The organism is Aeromonas aquatilis, from assembly GCF_054052405.1.
In genome coordinates this window covers 45,161-68,613 of the sequence record NZ_JBSTYP010000019.1, presented here as the reverse complement: position 1 = coordinate 68,613, position 23,453 = coordinate 45,161, and the positions used below count along the sequence as shown (strand labels likewise).

Genomic DNA, 23,453 nt, shown 5'->3' with positions numbered 1-23,453 from the left:
AAGGGGAGGGACACAGCAAGTTTTGTTCCAGATTATTTTTGAACGAGGTAGGAAAACGAGGTGGGAAAAAGAAGAGCTAAGTGACATACAAAAAAAGGTGAGTATCCAAATATGTTTTAAGGTGGCCGAACCTGCCCAGACGATACCTCAAGCAGTTTTGCTAAACCAAAGAGAAAAGGCGGCTCATGTATCGTTTCATGGCGTAACTTCCCTTCAAGACTGACAATTCGGAAATAGGCTAACCACCATCCCAGCGGTTTCGCAGGATGTTGATCTTGTAGTCCCCAAGGACTTGGAATCCCTAGGTCTAGAATAATCAAATCCATAACTCGATGTAGTTCATCGAGATTCAGTGGAGTTCGATTACCAGAGCGGTCGGTGACCACTAGTTCCATTTACCATCCCAGTATCATGTCTCTTTGGTAAAAATCTACCCTACGTATAAGTCCACCGCTGCTTCAGTCGACTTAACCTCAACTGGAAGATTTGGCGTCTCCTCCAGTTAAACAGATATCAGAACTCAGCTATTAACCAATTATTCGACATTACATTTGTCATGACGTTAGTTACCAAGCTTGATACTGCATTGAATTGAAGTAGTTAATCACTTGTTCATTTTCAGTTCGGTGTGCTCGCGCATTTGAGCATTTGCGTCACTGTTTATTCAATAAACGCTCCTCTGGTTGAGACTTCGTAACCGGCCAGGCTGCAAAGCCTAAGCATTCATAAAGAGTCTCTGATTTGCTGCCAGAGATAGCTAATGACCTCACGGACAGCCCATCGTTTGAGTTCATATTTCACGATTTGCGGCCATGAAACATTGTTTCTGCCGTCATTTTTTCCGTGATTATTTTTCTCAGACTTAGATTTTGAATGCTTACTTTCATTTAATTTGGGATTTGTTCTCTTGCGTCTCGTCATATCTCAAACTCTCAGATATGAGGGACGCCTGAATTACCTGTTTGCCGCGGGTAGTCACGGCCATAACTAACTGGGGTCAGTTGAGTAGGGTTTCAACCCGGCGAAAGAACATTTTTTGCTGAGCCCTTAAAGCTTCATCTCGCATGTTGGGCTTCGCTGCGCTCTGCACCAACCTACGCCCGCGCCGATCCATATCCCGCACAACGCGCCAACCCGCATTAAAGCCTCCATCCACCACCAAACCTGCCTTGGCCCCACTCTTGCTATGTCTTATCCCATTGATGGCCGTGGTCGCCCTGAAGATCCTGCCGTAATCCGCCCCGAACGGGGTGGATCACGGGAGAGGGCGGCCCGGTATAGACCTTCTGATGGGAGCCGTGACAGTGCAAGACACCACCAATACCTTGCCCCCGCAGCGCTGGCTGCAACTGGAGTTAAAGGCCATCGACAGCCAGGTTGGCCGCTGGCAGAGCCGCCGTTTCGAGATTGCGGCGCTCCATCCCGCCGAGCCCGAGGCCACCGGTGCCTTGCCCCTTACCCTGTTTCGCGACGAGCGGGGGGATTATCGCTTCAATTTGAGCTCCGGCTCGCCTCGCCTTTTTGTTACCGGAAGTGTCACCGGAAGCCGCGTGGACACAGGCTTTGTGGCCGATGGCCTCACCCTGAGCCAGACCGTGGCCGCCGCCTATATGGATGGCGAGCGGCAGGTGCTTTCCTGCCCGCTGCCCGAGGCGCTGCAAGCCTGGGTAGAAGCCTTTATCGGTCGTCACGGCGAGCTGCTGGAGGCCCGTCGCAAGGGCAAGAAGGGAAAGGGGCGGGCGCAGGATCAGCTCGGTGTCGATAGCCAAGATCAAGCCAGCTGTGGCGCCGTTAAAGCCACCGGCCCCGATGGCCGCGAGCGTGGCCGTGACAGCGGAAATCGCGCCCATGAGTGAGTTCCTCAAACGCTGGTCGTCTCGCAAGAGTGAGGCGCGCAAGCATCAGGCATTGCAGCCACGGGAAGAGGCCATTCCCGAGGCGGTTGCCGCCCCCATCGAAGGTAGTGGTGAAGGTGAAATCTCAGATACCGCGCTGGATAGCCCCGTAGTCAGCACTGACAAGGGGAGCTGTGAATCCCTTGCCGTTGAGAGGGCCGAGAGTGGCGAGCCGCTGCTAACAACGGCTCAGCCGGGCAAGGCCAAACTCCCCGACAAGGAGGCGCTGCGGGCCATGTTTCGCAGCCACAAGCCGGATGGGCTCGACGACTACACCCAGGATTTCAGCCAGCCCGAATTGCTGCCTGCGGCCCTGACCGCTGGCCTGCGCAACTGGCTGGTGGATCAGGTAACCGCCCCGGAGAGCGAATCGGTCAATCCGGCCAGCGGATCCGCTGAACCGGTGGCGCTTGCCAGCGAACCTGCCGCCGAGCCGCACGAGCTGGCTGATAACCATTCTCAAAACCACACCAACGATCGGGACATTTTGGTTTCCTCTGGTGGACAAAATGTCCCAACCAGAAGTACGGGAATGGAACCCTCAGGATCCTGACTCCCTGTCAGTCACTTTTTTTCCGGGGGAGTTGGCTCGCCTCTTGCTCTCTCGGCTTACCAACAAGCGCCCATCCCATGAGGTGGTGCGCACAGGAGCGTATGTGAGCACTGAACAAACATTGCCAAATCTGGACCCAAATCTGGCCTCCAATCTTGCCCATGGGGCGGGGGCGGCCGCGCATAACGTGCGCGCCCGTGCCTATGCCCTGCAGCATACGGTCAAGACCGATAACCTGATCCCAGCCATTGTCTCTTACCAGAGTCAGGGGCGTTTGCTGCTGGTCGGCCCGGAAGATCGCATTCGCCGCGCCGCCAGCCTGCTGCCCCAAGGCGTGATGCCGACCCCGCTGGTGACCGAATCCGTTTATGACGCCGAGGCGGCCGATCTCGAAGCCATTTTCGATGCCACCGCATCCCTCTCGGCCCTGACCCTGCGCGAGCCGAGCCTGACAGGGTATCTGGGCCAGTTCCAGCTCACCGGCCTCAATGGGCAGGGTGAGCGGATTAACTTGGCGGCGCTTTGCTTCCCACCGCAAGGCTTTCCACAACAAGCGGCTGCTGTTAGTGAACAGTCACGGGAGCAGCGCTTCGATCTGGTGGCCGATCTGGGCCGCGCCCCGCTCTTTGCGCTGGAGCGTCCGCCGGTCGGTTATCTGCATCTGGCCGATGACCAAGGGCTGGCCGAACGGCTTGCCGAGATCTGCGCACTGACCGGTATCTTCGACAAGCCGCGCTATTTTCGCCTAGACCCCGAGGCCTGCGCCTTTACCGCCCGCGGCGTGCCTGGTTGCAGCCGCTGCCTCGATGTCTGCCCGACCGATGCGCTCAAGCCAATCAATGGTCGCATCCAGATCGATCCCCATCTCTGTCAGGGCTTCGGCAGCTGCGCCTCTGCCTGTCCGACCGGGGCGATTGCCTATCACCAGCCCGATGCCAACACCAGCGGCGACTATCTGCTGCGCTTGCTCAAGCATTATCGGGAGGCGGGCGGCGAAGCGCCGCAGTTGCTGATCGCCGGTGAAAACGAGCGCGAATGGGTGGAAGCCGAACTTACCCGCTTGCCTGCCAACTGGCTGCCAGTCTGGGTGGAGGAGAGTGCGAGTTTGGGGATAGAGAGCTGGCTGGCCGCTCTCACCTACGGCGCCAGCGCGGTGCGCATTGCGCTCGGTGACGATGCCCCCGAAAGCGTCCGTGCGCTGGTTGAGCGGGAGCTGGCCAGCGCCACAGTGCTGCTGGCGGGCGCTGGGCTTGCTACCGATCGCATCGCCCTGTTTAACCCGGATGCCGAACAAGATAAGCCGATCTCCGGTGAACCAGCTCTTGCCCTGCTGGAGAAGCCGCTGAAAGGGGACAAACGGGAAAACCTGTTTGCCGCCTTCGATGCCCTCTGGCAGGCCAACGAAGGGAGCCGCGAGCCGCTGGCGGTGCCCCACGGCGCCCCTTACGGCAGCGTGGAGCTGAAAGACGCAGACTGCACCCTCTGCATGGGCTGCGTGGCGGTCTGCCCGAGCCGCGCCCTGCATGCGGTTGGGCACACGCCCGGCCTCAACTTTATCGAGCAGGATTGCATCCAGTGCGGCATGTGCGAAAAGGCGTGCCCCGAGCAGGCCATTGTGCTGGTGCCCCGCTTGCAACCGGTGCCCGAGGCGCGCCGCGCAGTGCAGAGCCTCAAAGCCGAAGAGGCGGCCTGCTGCATTCGCTGCGGCAAGCCGTTCGCGCCCGCCTCGATGATCCGCCGCATCCAGCAAAAACTGGCCGGTCACTCCCACTTCCAGAACGAGGCCGCCCAGCGGTTGCTGATGTGCGAGGAGTGTCGGGTCAAGGACGTGTTTGCGGCGCTGGCGGCGGATCCCGTCTCCCAGCTCAAGGTGTGAGGGGGCGGTGATGAGTGAACAACATAACGAAAAGGCTGGCGAACTGACCATGACCGAACTGGAACAGAGCAGCGCCGATCTCTACGCCCTGCTGGCAAGCCTCTGGCGTGCCGCCCCCCGTGGCGAACAGCTCGCCTGGCTGCAAGGGTTGCAGCCGATGCCGGGCCCCTTTGCCAGAGGGCTGGGGCTGGTGCAGCTGGCGGCCAGTAGCCACCACGAAAACGAGCTTGCCGAGGAGTATCAGGATCTCTTTATCGGGCTGGGGCGCGGGGAGATCGTGCCGTTTGCCTCCTGGTATCTCACCGGCTCCCTGATGGAGCTGCCGCTGGCGGTGCTGCGTGCAGATCTGCAGTCCCTCGGTTTCGAGCGCCAGAGCGGAGTGTGCGAGCCGGAAGATCATCTCGCCGCCCTGTGTGAGGTGATGGCGGTGTTGATTGCCGAGCAGCATCCGGAGCGCAACCGCTTCTATGAGCGCCACCTTGCCCCCTGGGTACTCGCTTGCTGCCGCGATCAGCAACAGGCGAAAGGGGGCAGCTTCTACCGGGCGGTCGGCGCCCTTGCCGAAGATTTCTTCAAGCTGGAAAACGAATTGCGCCTGCCGTTTGGCGCCTGCGTGGTGCCGGGCTGAATGCCCCGAACCACCCACAACAAAACGAACAGACGAGATATCCCATTGGACGCGAAGCTGGCGCGCAGGCGCCGGACATTACAAAAACAGAGGTCACAAGAATGAGCGATGAACAGCTGAAAGACCCGTCCCGCCGCAATCTGATCAAGGGAGTTGGCGTGGTCGCCACCATAGGCGTATTGGCCGGTGCCACCGGTCGGGTGGTGGGCAAAGAGGTGCTGACCCACGACACCGAGCCTGACAAGGGCTATCGGGAGACCCCCCATGTTCACGACTTTTATCGCACCCTGCGCGGCACCGACTGAGCCGGATCAGTGAAGGAGAACTCATGAAACTGACAAAACGTGCCGAGCAGCCCCAGGCGGGCGAGCAGGGCAATGAGGCCATTCGCGGTCAGGGGCTGACCCGCCGCGCCTTTATGGTCAACTCGGGTCTGGTAGCCGGTGGCGCCGTGGCCGCCGGTTGGCTGGCCCCTGCCATGATGCAGCGGGCCGAGGCCAAAACCGTGGCTGCTGGGGTGCCGGTCGAGGTGAAGCGCACCATCTGTTCCCACTGCTCGGTGGGTTGCGGCATCTATGCCGAGGTGCAAAACGGCGTCTGGACCGGTCAGGAGCCGGCCTTTGATCACCCCTTCAACCTTGGCGGTCACTGCGCCAAGGGGGCGGCCCTGCGCGAGCATGGCCACGGTGAGCGTCGCCTCAAGTACCCGATGAAGCTGGTGGGAGGCAAGTGGCAGCGCATCAGCTGGGATCAGGCCATCGAAGAGGTGGGCAATGAGGTGCTGCGCCTGCGCAAGGAGTCCGGCCCCGACAGCGTCTACTGGCTCGGCTCCGCCAAGCACTCCAACGAGCAGGCCTACCTGTTTCGCAAGATGGCATCCCTGTGGGGCACCAACAACGTGGATCACCAGGCGCGGATCTGCCACTCCACCACGGTCGCTGGCGTCGCCAACACCTGGGGCTACGGCGCCATGACCAACAGCCTGAACGACATGCACAACAGCAAGTCGATCATGTTTATCGGCTCCAACCCGGCAGAGGCCCACCCGGTCGCCATGCAGCACATCCTGCTGGCAAAAGAGCGCAACGGCTGCAAGATCCTGGTGGTCGACCCGCGCCGTACCCGCACCGCCGCTAAGGCGGACATGTACCTCTCCCTGCGTCCGGGCACCGACGTCGCCTTTATCTGGGGCATGCTCTGGCACATCTTCAAAAACGGCTGGGAAGACAAAGAGTTCATCCGCACCCGCGTCTACGGCATGGACGAGGTGCAAAAAGAGGTGGCGCGCTGGACCCCGGCCGAAGTGGAGCGGGTGACCGGCCTCAACGAGCAGCAGGTCTATGGCGCCGCCAAACTGCTGGCCGACAACCGCCCTGGCTGCGTGGTCTGGTGCATGGGCGGTACCCAGCACACCACCGGCAACAACAACACCCGCGCTTACTGCATCCTCGAACTGGCCCTCGGCAACGTGGGCAAGAGCGGGGCGGGCACCAACATCTTCCGTGGTCACGACAACGTGCAGGGTGCCACTGACTTTGGCGTCACCTCAGACTCCCTGCCCGGCTACTACGGGCTGGAAGAGGGCTCCTGGAAGCACTGGGCCCGGGTGTGGGACGTGGACTACGAGTGGATCAAGGCGCGCTTCGACAACAAGGCCTACAACGGCAAGCTGCCGATGAACAACAACGGCATTCCGGTCTCCCGCTGGGTGGACGGGGTGCTGGAGAACGCCGATCTCATCGAGCAGGGCTCCAACATCCGCGCCATGTTCTACTGGGGCCATGCGGTCAACTCCCAGACCCGCGGCCCCGAGATGAAGAAGGCGATGCAAAAGCTCGACATGATGGTGATTGTCGACCCGTACCCCACCGTCGCCTCTGTGATGAACGATCGCACCGACGGCGTCTACCTGCTGCCGGCCACCACCCAGTTCGAGACCTATGGTTCCGTCACCGCCACCAACCGCTCCATGCAGTGGCGCGACAAGGTGATAGACCCCCTGTTCGAATCCAAAGTCGACCACGAGATCATGTATCTCCTGAGCAAGAAGCTCGGCTTTGCCGATGAGCTCTTCAAGCACATCAAGGTAGAGAACAATCAGCCACTGCTGGAAGACATCACCCGCGAATACAACCGCGGCATGTGGAGCGTGGGCTACACCGGCCAGAGCCCGGAGCGGCTCAAGGCGCACCAGCAGAACTGGCAAACCTTCCACAAGACCAACCTCAAGGCCGAAGGTGGCCCGGTCAGCGGCGAAGTGTACGGTCTGCCCTGGCCCTGCTGGGGCACCCCTGAGATGAAACACCCCGGCAGCCATATCCTCTACGACACCAGCATTCCGGTCTCGGAAGGGGGCGGCGGTTTCCGCGCCCGCTTCGGCATCGAGTATCAGGGCGTCTCGCTGCTCGCCGAAGACTCCTGGCCGAAGGGGAGCGAGGTGGAAGATGGCTATCCCGAGATCACTGCCGACCTGATGAAACAGCTTGGCTGGTGGAATGAGCTGACCGAGGCCGAGAAGAAAGAGGCCGAGGGCAAGAACTGGAAGACCGATCTCTCCGGCGGCATCCAGCGGGTCGCCATCAAGCACGGCTTCGTCCCCTACGGCAACGCCAAGGCGCGCTGCGTGGTGTGGACCTTCCCGGATCAGGTGCCCAAGCACCGTGAGCCGCTCTACACCCCGCGTCGCGACTTGCTGGCCGACTACGCCACCTGGCCAGATGCCAAGAGCCTGTGGCGCCTGCCGACCCAGTACGCCTCGGTGCAGGAGAAGGACGTCAGCAAGGAGTTCCCCATCATCCTCACCTCCGGCCGTCTGGTGGAGTACGAGGGGGGCGGCGACGAGACCCGCTCCAACCCCTGGCTGGCTGAATTGCAGCAGGAGATGTTTGTCGAGATGAACCCGGCGGATGCCAACGATGTCGGCGTGCGCGACGGTCAGGATGTGTGGGTCGAGGGGCCGGAAGGGGGCCGGGTCAAGGTGAAGGCACTGGTGACCCCGCGGGTCAAACCGGGGCTCGCCTTTATGCCGTTCCACTTCGGCGGCCACTTCGAGGGCAAGGATCTGCGATCCAAATATCCGGAAGGGTCTGATCCCTATGTGCTGGGGGAGTCGGTCAACATAGTCACCACCTATGGTTATGACCCGGTCACCCAGATGCAGGAGACCAAGGTCACCCTGTGCCGTTTTCGCAAAGTAGGAGCCTGATCCCATGGCCAGAATGAAATTCATGTGTGACACCAAGCGCTGCATCGAGTGCAACGGCTGTGTGACGGCGTGCAAGAACGAGAACGACGATGCCCTGGAGTGGGGCATCCAGCGCCGCCGGGTGGTGACCCTCAACGACGGCCTGCCGGGGGAGACCTCCATCTCGGTCGCCTGCATGCACTGCACCGATGCCCCCTGCATGGCGGTCTGCCCGGCCGACTGCTTCTATCACACCGATGACGGTATCGTGTTGCACAACAAGGATCTCTGCATCGGTTGCGGTTACTGCCTGTTCGCCTGCCCGTTCGGTGCCCCCCAGTTCCCGAAAACCGCCGCCTTTGGCGATCGGGGCAAGATGGACAAGTGCACCTTCTGTGCCGGCGGCCCGGAAGAGGATCACAGCGAAGCGGAGCGCCAGAAGTACGGTGCCAACCGCATCGCCGAGGGCAAGCTGCCCATGTGTGCCGAGCTCTGCTCCACCAAGGCGCTGTTGGCGGGGGATGCGCAGGTGATCTCCGACATTTTCCGCGAGCGGGTTGCCTATCGTGGTGCCAAGGATGCGGCCTGGGGTAATGGCGATGAGCTGTTCCACGACGCCAGCAAGCTGAACAAGCAGGGAGGGGCGGCATGAAAACCTGGCTAATGGCCCTGTTTGCCGCCTTGCTGCTGGTGAGTACGGCAAGCTTCGCCGATGCCGAGCAGGAGGCGATCGGGTTTGCTGGCGCCGATTATTGGCGAGCGGTGAAGGATGGGCAGGAGGGGACAACCACCTCCCGCTCGCCGGAGCACGGAGTGCTTATCTCGGTACCCGGCCAGCTCTGGTTCGAGGTGAAGACCAAGTGGGTGTCGCCGCTCGGTGCCATCGCTATCTTTGGATCCTTGGCCATGTGCGGCCTGATGTACCTGGTGGTGGGGCAGACCAAGCTCTCCAAACCGCGCACCGGGCGCAAGCTCAAGCGCTGGAGCAGGCTGGATCGAGCCCTGCACTGGACCACGGCGGCCATGTTCCTGACGCTATCCGGGTCGGGGCTTGCCATCATCTACGGCAAGTACTTCATCAAGCCGGTGGTGAGTATCGGGGTGTGGGAGAACTGGATCTGGTTCGCCAAGGTGTTCCACAACTATGTGGGACCGCTCTTCTTCCTCTGCCTGATGGGGGTGCTCATCAAGTGGTTCCGCCACAACATCGTCAATATGGTGGATGTGCAGTGGTTTATGAAGGCGGGCGGTATGCTGGGCCCCCACAAGGGGAGTCACCCCTCGGCGGGATTCTCCAACGGCGGCGAGAAGGCGATCTTCTGGTTGCTGATCTGGTTTGGCGGCATTGTGGTGGCGACTGGGTTGTTCCTCGACTTCCCCATCTTCGGCCAGCTGCGCCGTCAGATGGAGTGGGCCAGTTTCATCCATATCGTCGGCGCCTTGATCCTTATCTGCGGTTTTATCTTCCATATCTACATGGGCCTGTTCCAGCTGGAAGGGGCGCTGGAGGGGATGGTGACCGGCGAGGTGGACGAGACCTGGGCCAAGGAGCACCACGACCTCTGGTATGAAGAGGTAAAACACACTCTCGATGAGCCCAAGACGGGTAAATCAAGCTGATGGTCGATGAAGAGTAAAGAGAAGGGGCGCTGCGGCGCCCCTTCCATTGTTCAATTCATTGAGCTTGCTGCATCAGGTCGTCGGTTTGAGCGGGAGCTGGATCTCGTAGCAGAGACCTTCACCCGGCGGACTGGTGACATTGACCGAGCCGTGCAGGTTGTTCTCGACCAGATTGTGGATCCGGCAGGCACTCAACCCGCAGTGATTGGCGTTGCCGCGCAGGGTGGTGAAGAAGGGTTCAAACAGCCGGGGCAACTTGTCGGCGGGCATGCCGGGGCCGGAATCCTTGTAGGTGAGCAGCAGTGAGCCCTCATGCTGCCCGATATGGATGGTGAAACTGTGCTCTCCGGCGCCCTGAAAGGCGTGATCCAGACTGTTTTTGATCAGCTCCTGGATCAGGTCCAGAAACAGGGATTCGGGGGCTGTCAGGGTGACCTGGTTGCCGTCCAGATGGTAACTGACCTTGGCGATCTGCAGCTCGGGCAAGAAGGCCAGCAGCAGCTTCTGCACACTCTCCTGCACCGAAAAGGTATTGGCATCCAGCTCGGCCTGATCCTGGGTCAGCTCCTTGAAGCGGGTGATGAGCAGAGCGACTCGGCGCAGGCTGGACTCCACCAGTTCGGTGCCCTCCTTGATATCGGTCAGTTGCTGGTTGAGCAGGCGCTGGCCCAGTACCCCGTTTTTTACTGCATTGGCCAGCAGATCGCCGGCTCCCTGGATCAGGCTGGAGGCGGTGATGCCAACTCCGACTGGCGTGTTGATCTCGTGGGCGATGCCGGCGGTGAGCTGAAACAGGCTCTGATAGAGCTGCACCTTGGCCTGCTGGCGTCCTAGCTCCCGCAGGCGCAACTGGTTTTGCACCCTGGCCAGTACCTCAAGCTGGTGGAACGGCTTGGAGACATAGTCACAGCCACCCGCCTGAAAGGCTTGCTCAAGGGCGCTGATCTCGCTGTTGGCGCTGATGAAGATGACGGGTAAGCCCCAGTGCCCCTGTTGTTGCTTGATACGGCGGCACGCCTCGTAGCCATCCATCACCGGCATGTTGATGTCCATCAGGATCAGGTCGGGCGTGGCTTGCGCTACAGCAGCAACGGCCTGCTGACCATCTTCAGCTTCCCGCACCTGATAGCCCTCCTCTTCGAGCAGGCTGCGCAGGATATAGCGGTTGGAGGCCATATCATCGACAATCAGAATGTTGTTTATAGTGTTACTGTTTGGCATACCGTAGTGTAGTGCTGTGCTATGGGCTCAATCTTTAGCATAGTTGTTCGTCCCCTTTGCAGGTTTACAAATGAGGGGGTAGGGTAATCCAGATGGATTTTTGCGCGTCAGCGGACCGCAGAAAATGTGTATTAGTAAGCCAGTATGGTTTCAATAGTAGGGTGTGTGAATATGAAAAAAGCATTGTTGGCTGCGGTATGTGCTGTCGGGTTGCTGGGCGGAGTTTCAGCCTGGTCAGTGCAGGCTGCTGACGGGATCAAAACTCAGCAGGTGCAGTTCAAGAAGGGGGAGACAGGGGCGACTATCAACGGCACCATTCAAGGTAACCAGACCCTTGATTACAAGCTGACCGCCAACAAGGGGCAGAGCATGGTGGTGATCCTGACCGGCAAGCCCTACTTCAATATTCTGCCGCCGGGCAGCAAGGGGGAGGCGATCTTTGTTGGCTCTCGTGACGGGAACAACTTTGAGGCGACCCTGCCCGCCAAGGGCACTTATACCATTCGGGTCTACCAGATGGGGGCGGCCGAGAGCAGCAAGGCCAAGACGCCGTTCAAGCTGGAGGTGGGCATCAGCGGCTAATGCCAGCCGCTGACAAGCATCACAGAGGTGGCGGCCACAAAGGGCCGCCACCGTTGTTTTATCCCCTCTGTTTTTGCCTCGCCCAGGTCAATATTCCCCCCGGGCCAGTCGCTCGAAGTAGTGCTGATAACGTCCGCTAGCGATGGCCTGCTTTAACTGCTGATTGAACTGATCCCGCAGTTTGGCTGAATCTGGCATCTTGCGCGGGAACATCACGAAGCTGTCGTTGCGCAGAAAAGGGGTCTGACTGTGGGTGATGAGTGCCGCGCTGGCGGGGGCGAGCTGGCTCTGCAACTCGGCCAGACCGACTCGCAGCTCTTGCGGATAGAGGTCGATCCGCCCGCGCAGCAGCTTGCCGAAATTCTGCTTCACGTCGGTAACCCGCTGCTGGCTCACCTTGCCATCGGCCACCATCTTGTCCAGATCGGGCCCGTAGCTGTAGGCGATATCGCCCCCCAACCGCATGCCGATGATTTGCTCAAGGCGCTCGGCCTGCAGTTGCCGTGATTTGAGGGAGAAGAAGACAAACTGCTCCTGCAACACCGCTTCGCTGAACAGAAAATCCTGCTCCCGCTCCGGTTTGTGCATCCAGACGGCGGTGGCGTCGTAGAGCTGGCTGTTGGCGGCCAGTGAATAGACCCGACCCCAGGGGGCGAAGTGGAACTTCACCTCATAGCCCGCCTCCTTGAACAGATCGCTGATGAGGTGGGCCACTGGCCCGTGCTGTTTTGATTGCTCGGAGACAAAAGGGGGCCATTCACCCACGATGATGTTAAGCACCTGGCCCGGTGCGGCGAGAGCCGACTGGCAGGTCAGAAACAACCACAGAGCAAGCAGCGGGATCAGGCGCATGGCAGAAAGAAGGGGACGCAGGCTGGCAGAGGCGAGGGCATCAGGTCACTCCCGGCTGTGATGCGGTGAAAGGGGCTGGGTTGCCCGCAATGCTAACATGAGTCTCATTCCTTGCCGTGGAAATTTGTCGCGCCGGGGTCGCCGGGCGCCTATTTTGGCCGCAGGGTATGCCCAAGCTCACAAAACCGATCGAGTAAACGTCATATGATTGATTTCATTATGAGTCTTGCTCTCCTGCCGAACGGCAATTTCACGTAAATCAAAGAGAATGACTATGGCTACCGGACAATATCTGCTGTGGAAAGATGCACAGGGACAGGATTTTCGCCCCGTTGCACTGACCGGCACTGATCTGCTTAACAATCGATACCTCAACAAGGGCACAGCCTTTACCGAACAGGAGCGGGCCGATTTTGATCTCGATGGTTTGCTGCCGCCTCAGGTGCAAACGTTTGAAGCCCAGCTCGAGCGAGTGTATGAGGGGTTCAAGAGCGCTTGCAGCGATATCGAGAAGTACCAGAACCTGCGAGCCCTGCAGGATCGCAACGAGACCCTCTTCTATGCCCTGTTGTCTCGCCATGTGGAGGAGATGACCCCCTATATCTACACCCCGACCGTCGGCAAGGCGTGTCAGGAGTTCAGCCACCGCTTCCAGAAGCCGCGCGGCCTCTACATCACCCCGGACAACGTGGATGACATGGGCAGTCAGGCCCGTCACTTCGATGCCAAATCGATCCGCATCATAGTCGTCACCGACAGCCAGGGCATTCTGGGGATCGGCGATCAGGGCGTTGGCGGCATGGGGATCCCCATCGGCAAGCTGGCGCTCTATACCCTGGGTGCCGGTATTCACCCCGCCTGCTGCATGCCTATCGCGCTGGATGTCGGCACCGACAACCAGAAATTGCTGGATGATCCCATGTACCTGGGCCGCCCCCACAAGCGGATCCGTGGCAAGGAGTATGAGGAGTTCATCGACAAGTTCGTGCAGGGGGTCAAGCGTCACTTCCCCAATGCGGTGCTGCAGTGGGAAGACTTCAGCAAATCCAATGCCTTCAACAATCTGGCCCGTTACCAGCAGGCACTGCCGTCATTCAACGATGATATTCAGGGCACCGGTGCCGTGGTGCTGGCCGGTATTATCGGTGCAGTCAAGGTCAAGGGGGAGACCCTGGGCCAGCAGAACTATTTGGTCTATGGTGCCGGCGCTGGCGGGGTTGGCGTTGCGGATCAGATCTGCGCGGGGATGATCCGTGAGGGGATGGATCCGCAGGCGGCCCGTGATCGCATCTACATTCTGGATACCCAGGGGCTGGTGTGCGACAACCGGGACGGGCTCGACGAGTACAAGCGTCGCTACGCCAAACCAGGGCTGTTGTTGGCGGGTTGGGATACCGAGGTGCCCGGCAAGGCCAATTTGGCCGATGTGCTGCGTCATGTGCCCATTACCGTGTTGCTGGGTACCAGTGGCTCGGGCGGGGCCTTCCAGGAAGAGCACATCCAGTTGATGCTGCAGCATTGCGAGCGCCCCATGGTATTCCCGCTCTCCAACCCCACCGCCAACTGTGAAGCGCTGCCGGAAGATATCTACCGCTGGAGCAAGGGCAAAGCCATCGTTGCAACCGGCAGTCCGTTCAAGGATGTGAGCTACGAGGGGCAGGAGTTCAGGGTCGGGCAGGGCAACAACGTCTTTATCTTCCCTGGAGTGGGTCTGGCGGCCATCGTCAGCCAGATCCGCGAGATAACACCCGATGTCTTCACTACTGCCGCCTTTGCGCTGGCCGAGTGCGTGAGTGAGGTGGATCTGGCTAAAGGGGCCGTTTATCCCCGCATTCGCGAGCTGCGCAGCATCTCGGTGCATGTGGCGACCGCCGTGCTCAAGGATATCGTGCGCCGGGATCCCTCCCACCCGCTGATCGGGCAGGATCTGCAGCAGCATATCCTCAACCACATGTGGGAGCCGGTTTATCTGCCTTATCGTCGGGTATAACCGCGTATTCACTGCTCGGATAACGGGTCGGTAAAGATGACAAGGGGGTAGCGCTGCTACCCCCTTTCGTTTATCCCCCGTGGCATTCACTAAGTTCGCAATGGCCGCCAGCGCCCTTGCTGATTGCGGCAGGCGGTATCTTGCCACTGCTGGCTGGCCTTGCCGATATAGAGTTGCTCGCGATAGTCGCGACACCACTCCCCGCTGGTATGGCGGAAGGTGCGTAGCGGGGTGACGCTACCCGAGTGACGATTAGCCGGATTGAACCAGGTGAGGCTCTGCCCTTTGGTGCGGGTTTCCAGTGCCTTGGCAAGGGCCTGATTGGCCAGTTGAACATCTGCCTTATCCATTTGATGGTAAAGCGGCGGAGTGTCGACCGTGGCGCAGCCAGCGAGGCCGAGCAGGAGGAGTGGTAACAGATATCGCATTATGGTTGCCCCTGTTGGCGAAAACCGTTGTTGAGCAGCGCCCGCTCCTGCTCATCAGTAAGCACTTGCTGGCGATCATCGACCGTGCCATCACCTCTTAGTTTGTTGCCGTTGGCATCGACAGTATCCACACCGTTGTCATCGACCGAGCCATCGCCCCTGAGTTTGTTGCCGTTGGCATCGACGGCATCCACACCGTTGTCATCGACTGTGCCGTCACCTCTGAGCTTGTTGCCATTGGCATCGACGGCATCCACACCGTTGTCATCGATGGTGCCGTCACCTCTGAGCTTGTTGCCATTGGCATCGACGGCATCCACGCCGTTGTCATCGATGGTGCCGTCACCTCTGAGCTTGTTGCCGTTGGCATCGATGGCATCCACACCGTTGTCATCAACGCCATTGCCAAATCCGCGGCCACCACCATGGCGTTCTCCCCCTGCATGTTTTTCTCCACCAGCATGCCGTTCACCTCCACCATGCTGCTCTCCGCCGGCATGCTCGCCCTGACCCTGATTATCGTGGCTGCTGCTCTCGTTATCACTGCCACCGCCGCTGTTGCTGCCACCGCCGCTGCTGCTGCCACCGCCGCTGTTGCTGCCACCGCCGCTGTTGCTGCCACCGCCGCTGTTGCTGCCACCGCCGCTGTTGCTGCCACCGCCGCTGTTGCTGCCACCGCCGCTGTCGCTGCCACCGCCTCCGTCGCTGTCACCACCACCACTGCCACCATCGCCATCTTTGTTGTGAACGATCAGCTCATTGGCGATGTAGCTGTGGCTGCCATCGAGCAGCAGATTGAAGAGTGCGGTAGTGGGAGGCGCCTCTATCCAGCAGAGTGACTCAACCAGCAGTAATTCCGGCTGGGGTTGTAGGGCCAGATTGCCCGTCACCATGACAGGTGCCGGGCGACACATTATCTGCATGCCGGTAAATAGCGGCAGCACCACCAGTTGCGGGTTTTCGGTTCGGGTCATGGCCGGTGAGATGGCTGCCCAGCCCCGCGTGGTCAGCAGAGGGTGCTCTGCGGTAAAGAACGGGGGCAGATCATTGATCCCGTAGAGTCTGCGCTGGCCCAGTATGACCCGTTCGACCGCCATGATCCGGTTACTGCCGCCGTGCTGATCCAGCACCCGTTCACCGGCCCGGAGCGTCTCTATGGGGCGGGTGGAACCATCGGCCATCGTGATGCGAGTACCGGCGATAAAGCAGGACTTGGCATAGGCCTGATTCATTTGCCACTCATTGTGGGTGAAATCATAACTGAACGGGTTCGCAAACAGGGCGAGTGCGATAGCCGAGCCGATCAGTAGTCTTCGCTGGCTGGCTTTGAATGGGGGCTGTGACATGGGGACTCCTTGTCCATCTTGGTTCACGGGATCCATTATAGATCGTCCTCTGATGGCGGCATTTCTGACCATGAACACAATAAACATGATTGAAAAACGATTGGCGTTCGTCACAATAATGCGTAAAATCGCATACTCGATGCTTGTAGCAACGAATCCCGCCTAAAAAGCCAGTTTCATGCCCTTCCCAAGCAGTAAAAGGTAACAAGTGACGCATTTGTGTTCATTTCGTGCCTTGAAAAAGTCTTGTGATAACTGAAAAGTGATAAATATCCCCATCAGTTATCAAAAAATTAAGGACATCCATGTTTTCCTTAGTCAAGCAAAGTGTCGCCGGGCTGCAAATCCTGTTTGTTGCCTTCGGTGCCATGGTTCTGGTGCCGCTGCTCACCGGATTGAACCCCTCCATGGCCCTGCTTGGCGCCGGTGTGGGCACCCTGTTGTTCCAGCTCTGCACCCGCCGCCAGGTCCCGATTTTCCTCGGCTCCAGCTTTGCCTTCATCGCCCCCATCATCTACGCCACCCAGACCTGGGGATTGCCATCCACCATGTTTGGCCTGTTTGCCGCCGGTTTCATGTATTTCATTCTGGCTGCGCTGATCCGGGCAAAAGGGATGGGCTTTGTCCACAAATTGCTGCCCCCTGTGGTGATTGGCCCGGTGATCATGGTGATCGGCCTCTCCGTGGCGCAGGTTGCTTGCAACATGGCGATGGGCCGTGCCGGTGGTGAGCAGGTAGTACCTGCGGGGACTGCACTGACGCTGGCCGGTATCTCGCTGGCGGTGACCCTGATTGCTGCGGTGTTCTGCAAGGGATGGGTCAAGCTGATCCCCATCCTGTGCGGCGTCATCGCCGGTTATGTCTCGGCGGTCTTCATGGGCCAGGTGAGTTTCGATGGCATGGTGAACGCCCCTTGGCTGGCGCTACCCCACTTCGAAACCCCGGAGATCAACTGGGCTGCCGCCCTGTTTATGCTGCCGGTCGCCATCGCCCCCTGTATCGAACATATCGGTGGCGTGCTGGCGATTGGTGGGGTAACCGGACAGGATTACACCAAGAACCCGGGCCTGCACCGTACTCTGGCCGGTGACGGTATTGGCGTATGCTTCGCCGGTTTCATCGGTGGCCCACCCGTGACCACCTACGCCGAAGTGACTGGGGCCGTGATGCTCACCCGCAACTTCAACCCGATCACCATGACCTGGGCTGCCGTGTTTGCCATCATTCTGGCCTTCTTCGGCAAGTTCAATGCGCTGCTCACCTCCATCCCGATGCCGGTGATGGGCGGTATCATGCTGTTGCTGTTCGGATCCATCGCTGCCATCGGTCTCAAGACCCTAGTGGAATCCAAGGTGGATCTGGGGCTGTCACGGAATATCGCCATCGTCGCCGTGACTCTGACCGTCGGTGTCGGTGCGCTGGAGATGAAGATTGGCGACTTCGCGCTGGCCGGTGTTGGCCTGGCCTCTGTTGCCGCCATCCTGCTCAACCTGATCCTGCCTGCGCACTCCGAAGAGGGTGTAATGGACGCGGCCAAGGATTGAGTTCCACCAGACGTTCATCGTTGATTTGGAGAAGGCCACCTCGCGGTGGCCTTCTGTTTTTCGAGTATCTAGCGCCACTTTTCGGTTCGACGGAGCTCATCTGGAATCTAATCTGGAAGCAGATGAGGGGGTTAGCATTCTCATTTGACGTATCTCTTTTCGTGACCTTAGCTAAAGGACAGGCTTGGCTCTGAGGTCTCCTCGAGCAGTATGGGAAAATGGATGTTGGCGTTTTCAATCATTTCTCTCCCAGACCCCTGTCATAACACGATGCGCTTTTTCTCCGTCACGGCGCTGTTGTATGGCAGAGGCTTATCCGCCCCACTCCGCACTCCCCTTATGCTGTCCTGGCATGTTTCCACCTCGATTTGTTGTGAGCCTCCCTCGCCGGTTGCGTTTCGTTGCGCACAGGCAAAATCCGGATCTGTTTGCTGCTACACATGGGTGGGCGGCGAGCCGTGAAAGCCGGCATGACCCCAGTGGGTCAGACGTGCACCGCCATCGATAATGGCGGATGTTCAGGGATGAATGGCAAGCAAAGCGAGGTTGCAATGAACTATCAACTGCTGTGGAAAAGTGCAATTTTTTCAGTCTCTTCGATGATGGCGATAAGCGCTGTTCAGGCTGCGCCACTGAATGTGATGACCGAGGATTACCCGCCATTCAACATGCAGGGAGAGGGGGGCAAGATTGTCGGGCTGTCGACCGAGGTGGTCGAAGAGCTGTTCAAGCGTGCCGGGGTTGAATACCAGCTGACCCTGATGCCCTGGAAACGGGCGTACGAAGATACCCTCGGTACTCCCAACACCGCACTCTACTCCACGACTCGTACCCCGGAGCGTGAGGCGCTGTTCAAATGGGTGGGGCCGCTGGTCAATAACAACTGGGTCTTCTTCTCCAGCTCGACCGCCAATATCACGGTCAAGTCGCTGGAAGATGCCAAGCAGTATTCGGTGGGGGGCTATAACGGCGATGCGGCCGCCGAATATCTCAAGGCTCAGGGATTTGCCAAGTTGCAGCTGGCTGCCAACGATACCGCCAACGTGAAAAAACTGGAGGCCGGTCGCATCGATCTTTGGGCAACCGGCCAGTATCTGGCGCCCTATCTAGCCAGCAAGGAGAAAGTGGTCGCACCCAAGCCGGTCTTCGTGTTCAAGGAAACCCAGATGAGCTTGGCGTTTAACAAGGACACGCCCGATGAGCTCATCACCAGGCTCAACGAGATCCTGGTCGCCATGAAGGCGGATGGCACCATCGACAAGATCAACGCCAAGTACCAGTAACAGTACTCGTAACAAGTGCCAGTCAATGGCACTGCGCCGGCTGCCGTGAAAACCGGGAGGAAGCCATGGATTGGAAAAGTCTGACGTTCAGGATTGCCGTGTTGACCTCCCTGTCGGTGAGTCTGCTACTGGTGTTGTTTGGCGGCTACAACTACAACACCGCCAGAGCGGAGAGCTACAGCAAACAGAGTGCGCTGGTCGAACAGGCCATCGGCCGGCTGCAGCTCTCTCTGCCCGGCCCGCTGTGGAATTATGAGTCAGCTTTTATCGAGGCATCGCTCAAGTCCGAGCTGGCGGCCGATATCCTGAGTGCTTTGCTGGTGGTCAACAAGGAGAAGCTGGTGGCCGGGTTTGCCCGTGACACGGCAGGCGCCATTGCCCCCGTGACGGCCATGCCTGCCGACATCGCAGCCTATGGAGGATATGATCTGGTCTATGACGACAGCGGCCAGAAAAACACAGTGGCCCGATTGCTGGTACAAACCAGTGATGCCGCCATTCAGGCCCACTTGCGCCAGCAGTTGCTCACCACCGTCTGGCAGATCCTGGTGCTCGATCTCTGCATCATCGCGTTGCTGATGGCGCTGATTCACCGCAATGTGCTGAGGCCACTTCATCAGATGAATCAAGCGGTGTTTGATCTTGCCAGAGGGGAGGGGGATCTGACCCAGCGACTCAAGATCAACCGTCAGGATGAGATGGGGACGCTGGCCACCAACATCAACCACTTTATTGCCAAGTTGCAGGATATGGTGGCGGAGATTAATACCCTTTCCGCCGGGGTGCTGCAAAATGCCGAGCGCTGCGACACCCTCTCGGCAGATACCCGTATTGGCAGTGACGCCCAGCAGTCCGAATTGGATCAGGTCGCCACCGCCATTACCGAAATGAGTCAGGCGGTGCAGGAGGTGGCTGGCAACGCGGTGAAAACCTCTGGTGCCACCGATGAGGCCAATCACTATGTGGAGCAGGGTTACCATCTGGCAGGTCATGCCAATGAGGCGATTCATCAACTGGTGGGGGAGGTGGAGCGAGTTGCCATCCTGATGCGTACCCTCTCGACCGAGAGCAGCAGCATCGGCACAATCATAGAAGTGATCAATGGTATCGCCGAGCAGACCAATTTGCTTGCTCTCAATGCCGCCATCGAGGCGGCGCTGGCGGGTGATCAGGGGCGCGGTTTTGCGGTGGTGGCGGATGAGGTACGCACCTTGTCGGGGCGTACCCGTCAGTCGACGGAGGAGATCAGTGCCAGTATCAAGCGGTTGCAGCAAGCGACCCAGAATGTCGGGTCCGGGATGCAGCAGAGCCAGGAGCAGGCCTCCCGGGCCGGTGCCGAGGCGGCAGATGTACAGGCTTCGGTGGAGAAGATCAAAAATCAGGTAAGCCTGATCCGCGAGATGAACATGTATATCGCCCAGGCATCGGAGGAGCAGCACTCGGTGGCGGAGGCGGTGAGTCACAGCGTCAACCGGATTGCGACCCTCAACAGCGAGAGTGCCGCCAGAGTGGCACAGGTTGCCGAGGCCAGCAGCGATCTGCGGCAGCTGTCGGCCCAGCTCGATACTTTGCTCAAGCAGTTTCGGGTCTAGTGAATCAACCTCGCCCTGCTGGGATGCCGGAGCATCTTGCGGGGCAGGCCGGCGCCCTGTCCAGTAGCAATTTTTGCCATGCGCAGCCCAGCACTCACTCCGACAGCGCTGGACGCATATATTCATTTTCCCCGTTTATGCCTGTTCGCATCTATTGTGCCGCTGATCCCGACCCATTAGAATTTCGCGCGATGACAGCTCGTCCTGAGCCGCCATCTGGCCTTATCGGGCGTGGAATCCCAGCTTCTTCATGATGAATGCAAATAACAGGTGGTTGGTATGACGGGGGTTACACCAGGCAATAACATATCAGCCTATCACTTCGGTGATTATCTCTTTGATGTCAAAAGGCGAGATCTGATCTTCTGTACCGACAAGGACAACGTGCAAAGCGCCAGGGTGGTGCGCCTGTCATCGGCCGAGAGCCTCATTTTCAGCTATCTGCTCGATCACCATGACGAGGTGTGCGACAAGGATCTGTTGCTCGAAATCGGCTGGTTGGGTCGCCCCATCAGCCCCAACTCACTGAACGTGGCCATCGCCAATATTCGTCGCCACTTCGCCTCATCCCCCCAGACGCTGGATATCAGAAGTACCCCGAAAAAAGGGTACTCTCTGCATCTGAACTGCAAGATTAAGAGCTATTACGGCAAGGCACTGCCAACAGAGAGTGAGCCCTTGCCCGAGCCGATGAGCGAACCCGCGCCTGCTGTGGCTGCGCAGTCAGCGTCAACACCACCATTGTCAGGGAATGAGGTCACCACAGAGCCTGCATCTGGCGTAGCCCGCTCCTTTGGTGAGCGTGTCAAACTCGCCTGCTTCAGCGGTATCGGGCGGCCGCTCCTGGTCAGGAGTCTGGTTTACCTCAATCTGGTACTGGCTGTGCTGGCGTTGTTTGCCGCCAGTTATCTCCATTTCGAGTGGCTCCATGTGCAGTGTGCCGACGCTCCGACCGGCGTCGTCTGCCAGATGGAGGCTCGGAGCGACGTGCCGCCAGTTAAACCGGCATCGCTGGTGCTGATCTCCGGCCACAAGGTTCGCGTGCTTTCCTATAAAGAGCTAGAAAAAACGCTGTAAGGGATCTCTGATGAAACGAACGCTGAAAAATACCTTGCTGCTGTTGCCACTGCTTGTCGTGTTGCTGTTTGTGGTCGGGATGTTTATCAACAGCTTGGGTTGTCATTACGAGCTGAAGATGTCGGCCAACGGGGTCAACTATTACGGGGTGTGTCGCTGGGGCAAAATCACCGTGATTGAAGAGGAGGAGGCGACCAGAGAGAAGTGGCGGGTGACCGGTTTTCAATTTACCTTCTTCAACCAGCTTGTTTACCTCATCGACAGTCGTACCCAGCTGCACGAGTCGGGTAACGATGACTCCTATCTCAATGAGTACAACCTGATCCAGTCGCAATATGCGCTGGTCAACTATGCCTGGGTGCCGCTGACTGAAAACAAGGTGGCGATCTTCCAGCGCGATCCGGTGCATGAGGTCGTGATTGCCCAGCGAGATGGCTGGTTCGATCTCTACCGCTGGTTCTTCCCCCCGGCACCGCTGGTACCTGTTCAGCCGCAAAGCGCAGGTGCCGGGCGTCCCGCTAGTTTCTAAGCAACTTGCACCAGGGGCCGGTGACCTCGCAGTGGCCGGTCTCGTCACTGTTTTGCCAGCCCAGCCGATGGTAGAAGGCTAATGCTGCCGTATTGCGGGTCGCCACCTTGAGCGAGCCGCGCGGCGAATCAGCGAGGCCCCGCTCCAGCAGGGCGCGCCCTATCCCCTGACCGTGCCAGTCGCTTGAGACATAGAGATGATGGACGAAGTGATCGGGCTGCCAGATGGCGATAAACCCGCAGATATTACCCCCCTGTTCGGCAACCCACACCTGTTCACCTCTGGTCTGCTCCTCGAAATCCTCGAGCTGGAAGCTGGCGGGATCGACCCAGTGAAAGGTGTGGCGGCGGCTCTTTAAAAACAGCCGGGCCAGTTGGGGAATGTCGTGTTCTTCCATGAGCCGGATCATGATGGCCTCCCGAGCCAATGTTCATTGAGGCAGCTGCACAGCGGCAGGTTAATTGATGCAAATGACAAGGGTGTGATTAAGCTCTGTCCATTGTATTTGCCATGGGGCTATACTACCGGAGTCCCCTGTATGGATGGCTTGAGGATCGCTGATTTATGGACAATAAACTGATTGAAGGCAACATTTTTGTTCCGGCGCACATAGACGATGTCTGGCACGCCTGGACCACAGAAAGCGGTCTGCGCAGCTTTCTGGCTCCCGAATGTTTGATGGTGGCCGAACCGAATGGCCCTTTCGAGATCTACTTCAGGCCTCATGCTCCCTTGGGGGAGCGTGGCAGCGAAGGGTGCCGGGTCATGGCCGTCATGCCCTATGACCTGCTCAGTTTCAGCTGGAATTTTCCACCCAGCCTGCCTCATATCCGCCAGCAGAAAACCCAGGTGTGCCTGCGTTTTGTGCCGGAAGGGCAGGGTACGCGCCTCTACTTCCTGCAGAGCGGTTGGGCCAATGATCCGGATTGGGATCAGGGTTATGCCTATTTTCGGGAAGAGTGGCTGGAGACCAGCCTGCCACGGCTGCAGTACCGTTTTACCCACGGCCCTATCGACTGGAACAATCCGCCCGATAAGGCGCAGTTGAAGGCGCTGGCCCAGTAATCCCGGATGTCAGACATAAAAAAAAACCGGCCAAAAGGCCGGTTGAAACAGTTCAGGCTTGTCAGGTGACAAACGTATCCAGCGGATGAGAGTCGCTTTCCACTCCTTGTGAAGCACAACCCTCTTGGTTACGTGCGGCTACTTTATGCCATTCACACTGAATCGAGGCTGAACCATGGATGATCCCG

Annotated in this window: 22 protein-coding genes; 16 read left to right on the top strand and 6 right to left on the bottom strand. The window is 59.0% G+C overall.

The genetic code is table 11. The features are described 5' to 3' along the window. Nucleotides 1-116 precede the first annotated feature (116 nt). The gene (locus ACW5W8_RS09635; protein ID WP_429017745.1) at nt 117-395 is read right to left on the bottom strand and encodes a hypothetical protein; all 279 of its coding nucleotides are present in this window, start codon (nt 393-395) and stop codon (nt 117-119) included. 894 nt (nt 396-1,289) lie between these two features. Here ACW5W8_RS09635 and ACW5W8_RS09630 point away from each other — a divergent pair. The 8 genes from ACW5W8_RS09630 (at nt 1,290) to ACW5W8_RS09595 (ending at nt 9,756) form a co-directional block, all read left to right on the top strand. Beyond that, nucleotides 1,290-1,856, top strand: coding sequence for a DUF3305 domain-containing protein (locus ACW5W8_RS09630; RefSeq protein WP_498627567.1), 567 nt, complete (start codon nt 1,290-1,292; stop codon nt 1,854-1,856). Further along, nucleotides 1,849-2,448 carry a DUF3306 domain-containing protein gene (locus ACW5W8_RS09625; protein ID WP_498627565.1) on the top strand — a complete coding sequence of 200 codons (600 nt, stop codon included), beginning with the start codon at nt 1,849-1,851 and terminating at the stop codon, nt 2,446-2,448. The genes ACW5W8_RS09630 and ACW5W8_RS09625 overlap by 8 nt, the downstream gene beginning before the upstream one ends. A 103-nt stretch (nt 2,449-2,551) precedes the next feature. Beyond that, nucleotides 2,552-4,324, top strand: coding sequence for a 4Fe-4S dicluster domain-containing protein (locus ACW5W8_RS09620; RefSeq protein WP_498627563.1), 1,773 nt, complete (start codon nt 2,552-2,554; stop codon nt 4,322-4,324). Nucleotides 4,325-4,334: 10 nt separating this feature from the next. After that, nucleotides 4,335-4,952 (top strand): TorD/DmsD family molecular chaperone, encoded by a 618-nt coding sequence (locus tag ACW5W8_RS09615; protein WP_075114851.1) that lies wholly within the window; start codon nt 4,335-4,337, stop codon nt 4,950-4,952. 101 nt (nt 4,953-5,053) lie between these two features. Next, entirely contained in the window at nt 5,054-5,257 is a 204-nt protein-coding gene (locus tag ACW5W8_RS09610) for a transcriptional initiation protein Tat (protein WP_005303194.1), read from the top strand. A gap of 23 nt (nt 5,258-5,280) precedes the next feature. Then, nucleotides 5,281-8,157 (top strand): formate dehydrogenase subunit alpha, encoded by a 2,877-nt coding sequence (locus tag ACW5W8_RS09605; RefSeq protein WP_498627560.1) that lies wholly within the window; start codon nt 5,281-5,283, stop codon nt 8,155-8,157. Between the two features lie 4 nt (nt 8,158-8,161). Continuing rightward, nucleotides 8,162-8,788: a formate dehydrogenase FDH3 subunit beta gene (fdh3B, locus tag ACW5W8_RS09600; RefSeq protein ID WP_005334799.1), complete on the top strand. Its 627-nt coding sequence runs from the start codon at nt 8,162-8,164 to the stop codon at nt 8,786-8,788. Next, nucleotides 8,785-9,756, top strand: a complete 972-nt coding sequence (locus tag ACW5W8_RS09595) for a formate dehydrogenase subunit gamma (RefSeq protein ID WP_498627558.1) — start codon at nt 8,785-8,787, stop codon at nt 9,754-9,756. Before fdh3B ends, ACW5W8_RS09595 begins: the two co-directional genes overlap by 4 nt. Before the next feature lie 72 nt (nt 9,757-9,828). Here the strand turns inward: ACW5W8_RS09595 and ACW5W8_RS09590 are convergent, their stop codons facing one another. Next, a complete protein-coding gene (locus ACW5W8_RS09590; RefSeq protein WP_498627556.1) occupies nt 9,829-10,977 on the bottom strand; it encodes a response regulator in 1,149 nt (382 codons plus the stop codon). Nucleotides 10,978-11,148: 171 nt separating this feature from the next. On the opposite strand from ACW5W8_RS09590, the gene ACW5W8_RS09585 reads away from it, so the two are divergent. Then, nucleotides 11,149-11,559: a DNA breaking-rejoining protein gene (locus ACW5W8_RS09585; protein WP_498627554.1), complete on the top strand. Its 411-nt coding sequence runs from the start codon at nt 11,149-11,151 to the stop codon at nt 11,557-11,559. Between the two features lie 87 nt (nt 11,560-11,646). Here the strand turns inward: ACW5W8_RS09585 and ACW5W8_RS09580 are convergent, their stop codons facing one another. After that, a complete protein-coding gene (locus tag ACW5W8_RS09580) occupies nt 11,647-12,324 on the bottom strand; it encodes a substrate-binding periplasmic protein (RefSeq protein ID WP_498627552.1) in 678 nt (225 codons plus the stop codon). Between the two features lie 361 nt (nt 12,325-12,685). On the opposite strand from ACW5W8_RS09580, the gene ACW5W8_RS09575 reads away from it, so the two are divergent. After that, nucleotides 12,686-14,401 (top strand): NAD-dependent malic enzyme, encoded by a 1,716-nt coding sequence (locus tag ACW5W8_RS09575; protein ID WP_064339679.1) that lies wholly within the window; start codon nt 12,686-12,688, stop codon nt 14,399-14,401. Nucleotides 14,402-14,490: 89 nt separating this feature from the next. Here ACW5W8_RS09575 and ACW5W8_RS09570 read toward each other — a convergent pair whose 3' ends face one another. Then, nucleotides 14,491-14,832, bottom strand: coding sequence for an RT0821/Lpp0805 family surface protein (locus tag ACW5W8_RS09570; RefSeq protein ID WP_064335766.1), 342 nt, complete (start codon nt 14,830-14,832; stop codon nt 14,491-14,493). Beyond that, nucleotides 14,829-16,175 (bottom strand): Hint domain-containing protein, encoded by a 1,347-nt coding sequence (locus ACW5W8_RS09565; protein ID WP_498627550.1) that lies wholly within the window; start codon nt 16,173-16,175, stop codon nt 14,829-14,831. The genes ACW5W8_RS09570 and ACW5W8_RS09565 overlap by 4 nt, the downstream gene beginning before the upstream one ends. A 305-nt stretch (nt 16,176-16,480) precedes the next feature. On the opposite strand from ACW5W8_RS09565, the gene ACW5W8_RS09560 reads away from it, so the two are divergent. The 5 genes from ACW5W8_RS09560 (at nt 16,481) to ACW5W8_RS09540 (ending at nt 22,200) form a co-directional block, all read left to right on the top strand. After that, on the top strand, nt 16,481-17,719 hold the full coding sequence (locus ACW5W8_RS09560; protein ID WP_498627548.1) for a uracil-xanthine permease family protein: 1,239 nt from the start codon (nt 16,481-16,483) through the stop codon (nt 17,717-17,719). A 551-nt stretch (nt 17,720-18,270) separates the two neighbouring features. Continuing rightward, nucleotides 18,271-19,002: a substrate-binding periplasmic protein gene (locus ACW5W8_RS09555; protein ID WP_498627546.1), complete on the top strand. Its 732-nt coding sequence runs from the start codon at nt 18,271-18,273 to the stop codon at nt 19,000-19,002. Between the two features lie 65 nt (nt 19,003-19,067). After that, nucleotides 19,068-20,594 carry a methyl-accepting chemotaxis protein gene (locus ACW5W8_RS09550; protein ID WP_498627544.1) on the top strand — a complete coding sequence of 509 codons (1,527 nt, stop codon included), beginning with the start codon at nt 19,068-19,070 and terminating at the stop codon, nt 20,592-20,594. A 279-nt stretch (nt 20,595-20,873) separates the two neighbouring features. Further along, nucleotides 20,874-21,671: a winged helix-turn-helix domain-containing protein gene (locus tag ACW5W8_RS09545; protein ID WP_498627543.1), complete on the top strand. Its 798-nt coding sequence runs from the start codon at nt 20,874-20,876 to the stop codon at nt 21,669-21,671. A 10-nt stretch (nt 21,672-21,681) separates the two neighbouring features. Continuing rightward, entirely contained in the window at nt 21,682-22,200 is a 519-nt protein-coding gene (locus ACW5W8_RS09540) for a hypothetical protein (protein WP_498627541.1), read from the top strand. Here the strand turns inward: ACW5W8_RS09540 and ACW5W8_RS09535 are convergent. Further along, the gene (locus ACW5W8_RS09535) at nt 22,190-22,609 is read right to left on the bottom strand and encodes a GNAT family N-acetyltransferase (protein WP_498627540.1); all 420 of its coding nucleotides are present in this window, start codon (nt 22,607-22,609) and stop codon (nt 22,190-22,192) included. The genes ACW5W8_RS09540 and ACW5W8_RS09535 overlap by 11 nt on opposite strands. 155 nt (nt 22,610-22,764) lie before the next feature. On the opposite strand from ACW5W8_RS09535, the gene ACW5W8_RS09530 reads away from it, so the two are divergent. Then, on the top strand, nt 22,765-23,265 hold the full coding sequence (locus tag ACW5W8_RS09530; protein ID WP_498627538.1) for an SRPBCC family protein: 501 nt from the start codon (nt 22,765-22,767) through the stop codon (nt 23,263-23,265). Nucleotides 23,266-23,453: the final 188 nt, after the last annotated feature.